This window comes from Serratia sp. NA_13 (assembly GCF_052691735.1).
In genome coordinates, this window is record NZ_JBQZFV010000014.1 from 50916 (window position 1) to 63127 (window position 12212).

Consider the following 12212-nt stretch of genomic DNA (forward strand, 5'->3'; position numbering starts at 1 on the left):
AAAGCATCAGGGGAGCCGAAGCTCCCCTGATTATATTCTTGAACCCACCGACTTAAATGCCGTCGCCGTACTCAAAGCCGTGGTTGGTTCCGTTGAAATACTGATCCATATCCATCGATGGCGTATCGCTTTCCGGTCGACCGACAATACGCGCCGGCACACCTGCGGCCGTGGTATGTGGTGGCACCGACTGCAGCACTACCGAACCGGCACCGATTTTCGCGCCTTTACCCACTTCGATATTACCGAGAATTTTAGCCCCGGCACCAATCATTACGCCTTCGCGGATCTTCGGATGACGATCGCCGCTGGTCTTTCCGGTACCGCCAAGAGTAACCGATTGCAGAATAGAGACGTTATTTTCTACCACCGCAGTTTCACCGATCACAATGCCGGTGGCGTGGTCGAGCATGATGCCGCAGCCAATGGTCGCAGCCGGATGGATATCCACACCAAAAGCGACCGAAATTTGGTTTTGCAGATAGATCGCCAGTGCCTGCCGTCCCTGCAGCCACAGCCAGTGGCCAATACGGTAAGCCTGCAGCGCATGGAAGCCTTTCAGATACAGCAGTGGCGTTGAGTACTTGTCTACTGCCGGGTCGCGCAGGCGTACCGCCAGGATGTCTTGTGCCGCCGAAGCGATCATTTGCTGATCGGCCAGGTAAGCGTCTTCCACCACTTCACGCACCGCGATAGCGGGCATAATCGGGTTAGCCAGCTTGTTTGCCAGAATATAGCTGAGCGCACCACCCAGGTTATCGTGCTTGAGCAACGTCGCATGATAAAAGCTAGCCAGCATCGGTTCACACTCAGCCAGCTCTCTCGCCTCTGATTTGATGCTATTCCAGACCTGCTCTAACTCTTCTGACGACATCTGGTTCCTCTCCGCCTTGCAAAACAGGCTGCCTCACCGCATCGCAGTCAGGCAGCCCAATTCAATTGCCGGGTCAGCATGCCGCCCCGCCTATCGGTTTTATACCCGTCATCTTTCAAGCTGCAGCGTTGTTACCTGCACTCGCTCACCCCAGTTACTTACTAAAGTAAGCGCCTGGTGATGAGCGAGCTGGCCGCCTAGCTGCAGCTTGAAAGCTATAGGTTCTCTAGATTATGCGCTGTGCTTTTCGTCTTTTCTGGTACGCCCAAGCAGGCTCAGCGCAGCTTCCCGGGCATTTTTATGGCAATACAGCACCTGATAAATCTGTTCGGTAATCGGCATTTCCACGCCGTAGCGTTGCGCCAGCGCCAATACCTCTTTGGTATTGCGATAACCTTCGACCACCTGACCGATGCTGTCCTGAGCTTCTTGTACGCCTTTACCCTGTCCCAGCATAATACCGAAACGGCGATTGCGCGATTGATTATCGGTGCAGGTTAATACCAGATCGCCCAACCCGGCCATGCCCATGAAGGTTGATGGATCAGCACCCAGCGCAGAACCAAGACGGGTCATTTCCGTCAGGCCACGGGTAATCAGTGCAGTACGCGCATTGGCACCAAAACCGATACCGTCAGACATCCCGGCACCGATAGCAATCACGTTCTTCACCGCCCCGCCCAACTGAACGCCGATAAAATCGGGGTTGCTGTACACGCGGAAACTTTTGCCGCAGTGCAGCAACTGCTGCAGATCTTCGGCGAACTGCGCATCGGTAGAAGCCAGCGCTATCGCGGTCGGCAGCCCGGCGGCCAGCTCTTTGGCGAACGTTGGCCCTGAGACCACCGCCAGCGGAATAGCCTCGCCCAGCGCTTCGCGTGCCACGTCCTGCAACAGCCTGCCGGTTTCCGCTTCCAGCCCTTTGGTGGCCCACACAATACGGGCATCCGGACGCAGATGCGGTTTCAACTGGCGCAGCACGTCACCGAACACATGGCTTGGCACCACCACCAGCACATTGCGGCTGGCAGCCAGCGCACGCGCCAGATCGGCTTCGAGCAACAGCGTATCGGGGAAGGCTACATCGGGAAGAAATGCCTGATTGCAGCGATCGCGCTGCATCTTTTGGATTTGCTCGGGGTTGTGGCCCCACAGCACCACAGAGTGGCCGTTACGCGCCAGCGTAATAGCTAATGCGGTGCCGTACGAGCCGGCACCGATTACAGTCATTGAAGCATTGACGGTGTTCATCAGGCATCCTGATGTGGTGCGGCACCTTCGCCTTCTGACTGCTGCTGCAGATAGTTCATGAACAGCGCGTCAAAGTTAACCGGTGCCAGGTTCAGCTGCGGGAATGTACCGCGAGAAACCAGACTGGTGATGCACTCACGCGCATACGGGAACAGAATGTTCGGGCAGTATGCACCCAGGCAATGCGCCAGCTGCGTACCGTCGATGCCCGCTACGGAGAAGATACCCGCCTGCTGCACTTCACACAGGAAGGCAGTTTCTTCGCCCAGAGAGGCCGTCACGGTTACGCGCAGTACAACTTCATACACTTCATCAGCCAACTGGCTGGAAGCAGTATCCAGATCAAGTTTAACTTCTGGCTGCCATTCCTGCTGGAAAACCTGCGGAGCCTTTGGCGCTTCGAAGGAGATATCCTTGGTGTAAATACGTTGGATCTGGAAAGCCATCTCTGTGCTGTTTTGTTCTGACATGTGTGTAATACCCTTGGTTAAACGTCCTTATTGATACTCAGTAACCGGCAGTCATCCGCTTAAAGCAGCGGCTCCAGACCACCACGAGCATCGAGTTCATATAAATCATCACAGCCGCCGATATGTTGGCCGTCGATGAAAATCTGAGGCACGGTGGTGCGCCCACTGCGCGCAATCATCGCTTCGCGTTTTTCATTATCACCATCAATGGCGATTTCGTTAAACGCGGCTCCCTTGCTGTTCAGCAGCGCTTTGGCGCGATGACAGAACGGACAGGTCGCTTTGGTGTAGATATCAATGTTAGCCATGGATTACCACCTCAAATACGTTAAAGAATTACTTACCACGCACTAACGGCAGGTTTTCCCCGCTCCAGCCGGCAATACCGTCTTTCAGCGTAACTACGTTTTCAAAACCGGCCTTGCTCAGGTTCTCTGCCGGCTCGCGGGAGGTGGTGCCGTTGGCACAAACCACGATGATCGGCTGAGTCTTGTGTTTTTCCAACTCGCCCAGACTGCCACTTTTGATTTCGCTAGCGGTCAGGTTGATGGCGTTGGCCAGGTGGCCTCGGCGGAAGTCATCACGGCTGCGGGTATCAACCACAACGGCATCTTCTTTATTAATCAGGCGGGTAGCTTCACCACGGGTGATCTCTTTCACCTTGGAGAAACTGCTCTTGAACGTCATGACGATCACCGCAACCAGCAGGGCGATCCAAGCCAGGCTCAGTATGGGATGCTTGCTAACGAATTGCATAATTTCTTGCAGCATGGGGTGTAACAACTCCCGTTAGTTAAGGGAAAAAATAACTCAAGGTTCCAGAGTATACCTGCCGAGTGCAGCAAATACAGCCAATAAGCAAGCGCTATTGCAGAAACTGCAGGTTACGCTGAGAAATTCACGATGCCACAGCATAAAAGCCGCCCCTGTTCACCGCAACTTTGATCTCTCTGGGCTCTTTTAAAGCGGTCGCGTTGTAAAATCGGGCGGTTTTGAGAGTGAATAGCCATCAATCCGCCCGGCCATGGATTGATGGCTATTCACAACTTAAAAGTTCATAACGAGGTTAACGCAATGTCGAGTAACAAAAAGCCGATGGTACTGGTGATCCTGGACGGTTACGGCCACCGCGAGGAGCAACAGGACAACGCCATTCTGAACGCCAAAACGCCGGTGATGGACCGTCTGTGGCAACAGCAGCCACACACTCTGATCGCCGCGTCCGGGCTGGATGTCGGTCTGCCTGACGGCCAGATGGGTAACTCGGAAGTCGGCCACGTCAACCTGGGGGCCGGGCGCATCGTTTATCAGGACCTGACCCGACTGGATAAAGAGATCAAAGAAGGCGATTTCTTCGCCAACCCAACCCTGACGGCGTCGGTCGATAAGGCCGTGCAGGCAGGCAAAGCGGTACATATCATGGGTCTGCTGTCACCGGGCGGCGTCCACAGTCACGAAGACCATATTCTGGCGATGATTGAACTGGCTTCGCAGCGCGGTGCCAAAGCCGTTTACCTGCACGCCTTCCTGGACGGTCGCGATACCCCGCCGCGCAGCGCAGAAGCCTCTCTGCAACGCTTTAGCGAAGCCTTTGCCAAATTTGGCACCGGGCGCATCGCGTCGCTGATTGGCCGTTATTACGCCATGGATCGCGACAACCGTTGGGACCGCGTTCAACTGGCCTACGATCTGCTGACCCAGGCCAAGGGCGATTACCTCACCGATAACGCCGTGGGAGCCCTGCAGGCCGCCTATGAACGCGGTGAAAACGACGAATTCGTCAAGCCGACCGTGCTACAAGCCGCCGGTGAATCCTCTGCCGAATTACATGATGGCGATGCACTGATCTTCATGAACTTCCGTGCCGATCGCGCACGCCAGATCGTCCGCTCCTTCATTAATGCCGATTTCGACGGCTTCCCTCGCGCCAAAGTCATCAATTTTGGTGATTTCGTGATGTTGACCGAGTATGCCGCCGACATCAAAGTTCCATGCGCCTACCCGCCTGCATCGCTGAACAATACCTTCGGCGAGTGGCTGATGAAACACGACAAGACCCAGCTACGCATCTCGGAAACCGAAAAATACGCCCACGTCACCTTCTTCTATAACGGCGGTGTTGAAGAGCCGTTCACCGGTGAAGATCGCGTACTGATCAACTCACCGAAGGTCGCTACCTATGATTTGCAGCCGGAAATGAGCGCGGCCGAGCTAACCGATAAACTTCTGACCGCCATTGGCAGCGGTAAATACGACGCCATTATCTGCAACTATCCGAATGGCGACATGGTGGGTCATACCGGGGTCTACGACGCGGCAGTGAAGGCAGTAGAAACGCTGGATAACTGTATCGCTCAGGTGGTCAAGGCGGTTAAGGACGTCGACGGGCAGTTGCTGATCACCGCCGATCACGGCAACGCCGAACAAATGCGTGATCCGGCAACCGGTCAGGCGCATACCGCTCACACCAGCCTGCCGGTACCGCTGATTTACGTCGGCAAGCCTGCCAACGCAGTCAATGGTGGCAAGCTTTCGGACATCGCGCCAACCATGCTGACGCTGATGGGAATGGAAATCCCGCAAGAGATGACTGGTAAGCCGCTGTTCATCGTGGAATAATCCTTCTCTATGAGGGAAAAGGCGTTTTTTGCACTATCAAGGGTAACCCGAAGCGCAAACGCAGGCAGCCAACCGCTGCCTGAACGCACCGCGCCAAGGAAGTTGACCACCATGTGCGCCAGCGTATTTTACGCTGGCGTCTTGTTGTTGCCGTTAGCCAGCCAGGCGGCGGAGGACAACAAATCCCAGCTCAAAGACATCCAGCAGAGCATCGCCGAGAAAGAAAAGGCGGTTAAACAGCAGCAGCAACAGCGCAGCTCACTGCAGGATCAGCTTAAGCAGCAAGAAAAAACCATTGCTCAGGCCAGCCGCCTGCTGCGCGATACCCAGGGCACATTGAGCCAGTTGGGGAAAGATATCTCTGGCCTGAACACCTCAATCGCCAAGCTGCAAAAGCAGCAGTCTACCCAACAGGAAATCCTGGCCAAACAGCTCGATGCCGCCTTTAGGCAAGGCCAGCACAGCGCCGTCCAGTTGGTACTCAGCGGTGAAGAGAGCCAGCGCAGCGAGCGTATTTTGGCTTATTTCGGTTATCTGAACGAAGCACGCCAGCAAACGATTGAAGAACTGAAACAAACTCGCGCCGAACTGGCCAAGCAAAAAACCACGCTGGTCGCCAAACAAGGCCAACAGAAATCACTGCTGGGCGAGCAGCAGACTCAGCAGCAAAAGCTGGAGCAGGCACGCGGTGCACGTAAGAAAACGCTGACCGCACTGGAAGCCTCGCTGGAAAAAGACCAGCAGCGCCTGGTGGAACTGCGTCAGAACGAAACCCGCATGCGCGACAAAATTGCCCGGGCCGAACGTGAAGCCCGTGCCCGCGCGGAACGTGAAGCGCGTGAAGCGGCCAAGGTGCGCGAGCAGGTTCGCGTCAAAGAACAGCAGGCGAAGAAAACCGGCACCAGTTACAAGCCAAGCGAAGCCGATCGCTCGCTGATGGCCCGTACCGGTGGTCTCGGTCGGCCAAACGGACAGGCCATATGGCCAGTGCGCGGCCGCACACTGCACGGCTTTGGCGAACAGTTGCAAGGCGAGTTACGCTGGAAAGGCATGGTAATCTCCGCCTCCGAAGGCAGCGAAGTGAAAGCCATCGCCGATGGCCGCGTATTGCTGGCTGACTGGTTACAGGGCTATGGCCTGGTTGTCGTCATCGAGCACGGTAAGGGTGACATGAGCCTGTATGGCTACAACCAGAGCGCATTGGTCAACGTCGGGGCGCAGGTGCGTGCCGGTCAACCAATCGCCTTAGTAGGTACCAGCGGGGGCCAGGGAACGCCGTCGCTCTATTTCGAAATCCGTCGCCAGGGTCAGGCCGTTAACCCACTGCCGTGGTTGGGAAGATAGATTTGCGCTATATCAAAACCCGTACTGTCGTATTAATTGGCTGCCTGCTGCAGGTTTGCGCCGCACAGGCAGGGAAATTATCCATAGTTATCGATGACGTGGGCTATCGGCCACATGAAGAAGGCGCCGTGTTGCAGATGCCAACCGCGATCTCCGTCGCTGTTCTGCCCAACGCCCCGCATGCCCGGTTAATGGCTACCCGCGCCCACAGTCAGGGCCGTGAAGTGCTGATCCATATGCCGATGGCACCGCTCAGCAAACAACCGCTGGAACGCGATACGTTGCAGCCTTCGATGAGCAGCGAAGAGATCCAACGCATTATCCGCAATGCGGTCAATAATGTGCCCTATGCGGTGGGTATGAATAACCACATGGGCAGCGCCATGACCTCCAGTCTGCCGGGCATGCAGAAAGTGATGCAGGCGCTCGACAGCTACCAGCTCTATTTCCTCGACAGCATGACCATTGGCAACAGCCAGGCCACCCGCGCTGCTGCCGGCACACACGTGAAGGTGATCAAGCGGAAAGTGTTCCTGGACGATACCGCCAACGAAGCCGACATCCGACGCCAGTTCAACCGCGCGGTCGAGTTGGCACGACGCAACGGCTCCGCCATCGCCATTGGCCACCCGCGCCCGGCGACGGTAAGAGTGTTGCAGCAAATGCTGCCAACATTACCGGCCGATATCGTGTTGGTAAAACCCAGCTCTCTGCTGAATGAACCGCAGGGCGGCAGCGGTGGCAGTTACGTCCCACCAGCGGTCAAACCGCCGAAGCCGCAGCCGAAGAACCCATTCACCGGCGGTATCAAGCAGTGCAAGATCAAGTTGCCGAAGGAAAAAGTCAGTGCAGGCAAGGCTATAAGCGTGATCGGCGAAAGTGTGGCACAGTCACCAGCCGTAACCTTTATCAAACACCAGTGGCAACGCTGGACAGGGTCAGCGGTGGAAAAACCCAAAGCATAAAGAAAGAAAGGGGCCTGAATCCCGGCCCCTCAGACTGATGACAAACCTCATTCCTGCCCAGAGCGAGTAGAGGTCGATAAATAAAAATTAGGAAAATCAATTTATTGATTTTCGGCTGCTCACCACAAAGCAGGAAAAACCACGCTTTTTCCTGCTTTGTCAGCAACCTAAGGGGCCGGAATCCCGGCCCCTTTTACTCCTGAGCAGTTGTTTAAAACTAATCCCAGTTCAGAACCACTTTGCCGGACTGGCCGGAACGCATGGCATCAAAGCCCTGCTGGAACTGGTCGATTGAGAAACGGTGGGTGATGATAGGCGTCAGATCCAGACCAGACTGGATCAGCGCCGCCATCTTGTACCAGGTCTCAAACATTTCACGGCCGTAAATCCCTTTGATAAACAGCCCTTTGAAGATCACCTGATTCCAGTCGATCGACATATCCGACGGTGGAATTCCCAGCATGGCAATGCGCCCACCGTGGTTCATCGCATTGAGCAAGGTACGGAACGCCGGTGGCGCGCCGGACATTTCCAACCCGACGTCAAAGCCTTCGGTCATGCCCAGCTCGGCCATCACGTCATTCAGGTTTTCTTTGCTGACGTTTACCGCACGGGTCACGCCCATTTTGCGCGCCAGATCCAGGCGGTATTCGTTAACGTCGGTAATCACCACATGGCGGGCACCAACGTGCTTGCACACCGCCGCCGCCATGATGCCGATCGGCCCGGCACCGGATACCAGCACGTCTTCGCCAACCAGATCAAACGACAGTGCGGTGTGCACTGCATTGCCAAACGGGTCGAAGATAGACGCCAGCTCATCGGAAATATTGTCCGGGATTTTGAAGGCGTTAAACGCCGGGATCACCAGATATTCGGCAAACGAACCGGGGCGGTTCACGCCCACGCCAGTGGTATTGCGACACAGGTGCGTGCGGCCACCACGGCAGTTACGGCAATGGCCGCAGGTGATATGGCCTTCGCCGGAAACACGGTCACCAACGGTGAAGCCTTTGACTTCCTGACCGATGGCAACCACTTCACCGACATACTCATGGCCGACCACCATAGGGACCGGGATGGTTTTCTGTGACCATTCATCCCAGTTATAAATATGAACATCGGTACCGCAGATCGCAGTTTTACGGATTTTAATCATGATGTCGTTATGGCCCAGCTCCGGCTGAGGCACATCGGTCATCCAAATCCCTTCTTCCGCTTTCAGTTTTGACAATGCTTTCATGGTTTTACCTTATGCAATAACGCCAAGATCCTTACCGATACGAATGAACGCCGCAACAGCACGCTCAATTTGCTCCGGGGTATGATCGGCAGACATCTGGGTACGGATGCGCGCCTGGCCTTTCGGTACCACCGGATAGAAGAAACCCGTTACATAGATGCCTTCCTTGAGCAACGCATTGGCGAATTCCTGCGCCAGTTTTGCTTCACCCAACATCACCGGGATGATGGCGTGATCGGCCCCGGCCAGCTCAAAGCCCGCCGCGGTCATTTTTTCACGGAACAGGCTCGCATTGGCCCACAGGCGATCGCGCAGTGCATCACCCTCTTCCAGCAATTCCAATACTTTGATCGACGCGGCGACAATCGCCGGCGCCAACGAGTTGGAGAACAGATAGGGCCGCGAACGCTGACGCAACCACTCCACCACTTCTTTCTTCGCCGCGGTATAACCGCCGGAAGCGCCGCCCAGTGCCTTGCCCAGGGTGCCAGTAATGATGTCGACGCGCCCCATGACTTCACAATATTCGTGAGTGCCGCGCCCGTTGGCCCCGACAAAACCGACCGCGTGGGAATCATCTACCATCACCAGCGCCTGATATTGGTCCGCCAGGTCGCACACCCCTTTCAGGTTGGCGATCACGCCGTCCATTGAGAACACGCCGTCGGTGGCAATCATAATGTGGCGGGCGCCGTCGACTTTCGCCTGCTCAAGCTGCGCGGCCAGTTCGGTCATGTCGTTGTTAGCATAGCGGTAGCGCTTCGCCTTGCACAGGCGGACGCCGTCAATGATCGATGCATGATTCAACGCATCGGAGATAATCGCGTCTTCCGGGCCCAACAGGGTTTCGAACAGCCCGCCGTTGGCATCAAAGCAGGAAGAATACAGAATGGCGTCTTCCATACCGAGAAAATCGGCCAGCTTTTGTTCCAACTGTTTATGGCTGTCCTGAGTGCCGCAGATAAAACGCACCGACGCCATGCCGAAACCGTGGCTGTCCATACCGGCCTTGGCTGCTGCAATCATTGCCGGGTGGTTGGCCAGGCCAAGATAGTTGTTGGCGCAGAAGTTGATCACATGGCGGCCGTCAGCAACGGCAATATCCGCCTGCTGAGCGCTGGTGATGATGCGTTCTTCTTTGAACAATCCCTCGCTACGGGTGGTCTCAAGTTGTTGTTCCAACTGCTGATAAAAAGACGCGGACATTCGGTTATCTCCAGGATTGGGCTGTTTTCAACATATTTTACTGATTTGTAACCAAACTGACGAGAATCAGCGAGAGAGAATATGAAAATTGCAGCAGATATCACGGCAAAGTACCGCAGTGCTCGACATCACGGGATATTCAGAGCCCGTCCGATGTTTGCAGCGGCATGAAATGCTATTATAAGCGGCATAGAGCGTGGGACACCGTGTCCCACCGGGCAGAATAACAGGGGTAACCCAATGATTATCGTCACTGGTGGCGCCGGCATGATCGGCAGCAATATCATTAAAGCGCTGAATGACGCAGGGTATCGCGATATCCTGGTGGTAGATAACCTGAAAGATGGCACCAAATTCGCCAACCTGGTCGATCTCGACATCGCCGACTATATCGACAAAGAAGATTTCATCGCCAATATCGTGGCCGGTGACGATCTGGGTGAAATCGACGCCGTTTTCCACGAAGGTGCCTGCTCGTCCACCACCGAGTGGGACGGCAAGTACATGATGGACAACAACTATCAGTACTCTAAAGATCTGCTGCACTACTGCCTGGATCGCGAAATTCCGTTCCTGTACGCCTCTTCTGCAGCCACCTACGGCGGTCGTGAAGAGTTTATCGAAGAGCGCCAGTTTGAAGAGCCGTTGAACGTCTACGGCTACTCGAAATTCCTGTTCGACCAATACGTGCGTGAAATTCTTCCTGAGGCAGACTCACAGATCTGCGGCTTCCGTTACTTCAACGTCTACGGCCCGCGCGAAGGCCACAAGGGCGGCATGGCCAGCGTGGCATTCCACCTGAATGGTCAGATCAACCGCGGCGAGAACCCGAAACTGTTCGACGGCAGCCAGAACTTCAAGCGTGACTTCATCTACGTCGGCGACGTAGCGGCAGTGAACCTGTGGTTCTGGAAAAGCGGTGTCTCTGGCATCTTCAACTGCGGCACCGGCCGTGCGGAAACCTTCCAGGCGGTGGCCGACGCAGTGGTCGATTTCCATCAGAAAGGCACAGTGGAAAACATCCCGTTCCCGGAAAAACTCAAAGGTCGTTATCAGGCGTTTACCCAGGCCGACCTGACCAAGCTGCGCGCCGCCGGCTATGACGCACCGTTCAAAACGGTCGCCGAAGGCGTGAAAGAGTACATGGCCTGGTTGAACCACACCGCTTAAGCTGAAGGAACAAACGTAGGGTATGAAAATACTGGTTATCGGCCCTTCATGGGTTGGCGATATGATGATGTCGCAAAGTCTCTACCGCACCCTGAAGGCCGAGCACCCGACGGCAGAAATTGATGTGATGGCGCCGGCCTGGTGCCGTCCATTGCTGGCACGTATGCCGGAGATCAACCAGGCCCTGTCAATGCCGTTAGGCCACGGCGCGTTGGCACTCGGTGAGCGTCGACGTCTCGGGCATGCCCTGCGCGCTAACGGATACGATCGCGCTTATGTACTGCCGAACTCCTTCAAATCTGCACTGGTGCCCTTCTTTTCCCAGGTACCACGGCGCGTTGGTTGGCGCGGGGAAATGCGCTATGGCCTGCTGAATGATATTCGCGTACTGGACAAGGCCGCCTTCCCGTTAATGGTGCAGCGTTATGTCGCACTAGCCTATGACAAGCAACGCATTCAACGCGCAGAAGATCTGCCGCAGCCGCTACTGTGGCCACAACTGCAGGTCAGCGACGAAGAGATTGCCGAAACTACCGCCGCCTTCAACCTGACCGATCATCGGCCGATCATCGGCTTTTGCCCCGGTGCCGAGTTCGGTCCGGCCAAACGCTGGCCGCACTATCACTACGCCACACTGGCACAGAAGCTGATTGACCAGGGTTATCAAATCGCCCTGTTTGGTTCCGCCAAAGATAATGAAGCCGGTGAGCAGATACGGGCCGCGCTGGATGATGACTCCCGCGGCTTTTGCATGAATCTGGCGGGGGAAACCCAGCTTGAGCAAGCGGTGATCCTGCTGGCTTCCTGTTCGGCCGTGGTCAGTAACGACTCCGGCCTGATGCACATTGCAGCCGCGCTGAATAAGCCGCTGATTGCCTTGTACGGTCCAAGCAGCCCGGACTTTACACCACCACTGTCCGACAAGGCCAAAGTGATCCGCTTAATCAGTGGTTACCATAAGATACGCAAAGGCGATGCCGACCAGGGTTATCATCAGAGCCTGATCGATATTCAGCCACAGCAGGTGTTGGACGCGCTGACGCCGTTACTTGCCGCCAGCGAGGAATAAA

The 12212-nt window shown here is 55.7% G+C and carries 12 protein-coding genes; 5 read left to right on the forward strand and 7 right to left on the reverse strand.

Features of this window, described 5'->3' with window-relative positions; genetic code table 11:
• Positions 1 to 52: 52 nt before the first annotated feature.
• The 5 genes from cysE to ACUTSU_RS17855 form a co-directional block, all read right to left on the reverse strand.
• Complete coding sequence (gene cysE / locus ACUTSU_RS17835; RefSeq protein ID WP_099063888.1) at positions 53 to 874, reverse strand: serine O-acetyltransferase; 822 nt, start codon at positions 872 to 874, stop codon at positions 53 to 55.
• Positions 875 to 1105: 231 nt separating this feature from the next.
• The gene (gpsA, locus tag ACUTSU_RS17840) at positions 1106 to 2125 is read right to left on the reverse strand and encodes an NAD(P)H-dependent glycerol-3-phosphate dehydrogenase (protein ID WP_445654486.1); all 1020 of its coding nucleotides are present in this window, start codon (positions 2123 to 2125) and stop codon (positions 1106 to 1108) included.
• A complete protein-coding gene (gene secB / locus ACUTSU_RS17845; RefSeq protein WP_012147489.1) occupies positions 2125 to 2595 on the reverse strand; it encodes a protein-export chaperone SecB in 471 nt (156 codons plus the stop codon). The genes gpsA and secB overlap by 1 nt, the downstream gene beginning before the upstream one ends.
• A 59-nt stretch (positions 2596 to 2654) precedes the next feature.
• Entirely contained in the window at positions 2655 to 2903 is a 249-nt protein-coding gene (gene grxC / locus ACUTSU_RS17850) for a glutaredoxin 3 (RefSeq protein WP_261422861.1), read from the reverse strand.
• 28 nt (positions 2904 to 2931) lie between these two features.
• Positions 2932 to 3366 (reverse strand): rhodanese-like domain-containing protein, encoded by a 435-nt coding sequence (locus ACUTSU_RS17855; protein ID WP_445654487.1) that lies wholly within the window; start codon positions 3364 to 3366, stop codon positions 2932 to 2934.
• A 303-nt stretch (positions 3367 to 3669) separates the two neighbouring features.
• Between ACUTSU_RS17855 and gpmM the strand changes: the two genes are divergently transcribed.
• From gpmM to ACUTSU_RS17870, 3 genes are read left to right on the forward strand one after another with little or no spacing between them, the layout of a single operon-like run.
• Positions 3670 to 5214 (forward strand): 2,3-bisphosphoglycerate-independent phosphoglycerate mutase, encoded by a 1545-nt coding sequence (gpmM, locus tag ACUTSU_RS17860; RefSeq protein WP_445654488.1) that lies wholly within the window; start codon positions 3670 to 3672, stop codon positions 5212 to 5214.
• 9 nt (positions 5215 to 5223) lie between these two features.
• On the forward strand, positions 5224 to 6558 hold the full coding sequence (gene envC, locus ACUTSU_RS17865; protein ID WP_445654489.1) for a murein hydrolase activator EnvC: 1335 nt from the start codon (positions 5224 to 5226) through the stop codon (positions 6556 to 6558).
• Between the two features lie 2 nt (positions 6559 to 6560).
• A complete protein-coding gene (locus tag ACUTSU_RS17870; protein ID WP_445654490.1) occupies positions 6561 to 7523 on the forward strand; it encodes a divergent polysaccharide deacetylase family protein in 963 nt (320 codons plus the stop codon).
• Positions 7524 to 7740: 217 nt separating this feature from the next.
• Here ACUTSU_RS17870 and tdh read toward each other — a convergent pair whose 3' ends face one another.
• Positions 7741 to 8766: an L-threonine 3-dehydrogenase gene (gene tdh, locus ACUTSU_RS17875; protein WP_445654491.1), complete on the reverse strand. Its 1026-nt coding sequence runs from the start codon at positions 8764 to 8766 to the stop codon at positions 7741 to 7743.
• A 9-nt stretch (positions 8767 to 8775) separates the two neighbouring features.
• Positions 8776 to 9972, reverse strand: a complete 1197-nt coding sequence (gene kbl / locus ACUTSU_RS17880) for a glycine C-acetyltransferase (RefSeq protein WP_445654492.1) — start codon at positions 9970 to 9972, stop codon at positions 8776 to 8778.
• 240 nt (positions 9973 to 10212) lie between these two features.
• Between kbl and rfaD the strand changes: the two genes are divergently transcribed.
• On the forward strand, positions 10213 to 11142 hold the full coding sequence (gene rfaD, locus ACUTSU_RS17885) for an ADP-glyceromanno-heptose 6-epimerase (protein WP_445654493.1): 930 nt from the start codon (positions 10213 to 10215) through the stop codon (positions 11140 to 11142).
• Between the two features lie 22 nt (positions 11143 to 11164).
• Positions 11165 to 12211 carry an ADP-heptose--LPS heptosyltransferase RfaF gene (gene rfaF / locus ACUTSU_RS17890; protein ID WP_445654494.1) on the forward strand — a complete coding sequence of 349 codons (1047 nt, stop codon included), beginning with the start codon at positions 11165 to 11167 and terminating at the stop codon, positions 12209 to 12211.
• The last annotated feature ends 1 nt before the right edge of the window (position 12212 follow it).

Excerpts from the sequence above, each read along its gene's own strand:
- ACUTSU_RS17855 (WP_445654487.1), bottom strand. The coding sequence starts at position 3,366 with ATGCTGCAAGAAATTATGCAATTCGTTAGCAAGCATCCCATACTGAGC.
- gpsA (WP_445654486.1), bottom strand. The coding sequence starts at position 2,125 with ATGAACACCGTCAATGCTTCAATGACTGTAATCGGTGCCGGCTCGTAC.
- tdh (WP_445654491.1), bottom strand. The coding sequence starts at position 8,766 with ATGAAAGCATTGTCAAAACTGAAAGCGGAAGAAGGGATTTGGATGACC.
- envC (WP_445654489.1), top strand. The coding sequence starts at position 5,224 with ATGAGGGAAAAGGCGTTTTTTGCACTATCAAGGGTAACCCGAAGCGCA.
- cysE (WP_099063888.1), bottom strand. The coding sequence starts at position 874 with ATGTCGTCAGAAGAGTTAGAGCAGGTCTGGAATAGCATCAAATCAGAG.
- rfaD (WP_445654493.1), top strand. The coding sequence starts at position 10,213 with ATGATTATCGTCACTGGTGGCGCCGGCATGATCGGCAGCAATATCATT.
- secB (WP_012147489.1), bottom strand. The coding sequence starts at position 2,595 with ATGTCAGAACAAAACAGCACAGAGATGGCTTTCCAGATCCAACGTATT.
- gpmM (WP_445654488.1), top strand. The coding sequence starts at position 3,670 with ATGTCGAGTAACAAAAAGCCGATGGTACTGGTGATCCTGGACGGTTAC.
- rfaF (WP_445654494.1), top strand. The coding sequence starts at position 11,165 with ATGAAAATACTGGTTATCGGCCCTTCATGGGTTGGCGATATGATGATG.
- kbl (WP_445654492.1), bottom strand. The coding sequence starts at position 9,972 with ATGTCCGCGTCTTTTTATCAGCAGTTGGAACAACAACTTGAGACCACC.
- grxC (WP_261422861.1), bottom strand. The coding sequence starts at position 2,903 with ATGGCTAACATTGATATCTACACCAAAGCGACCTGTCCGTTCTGTCAT.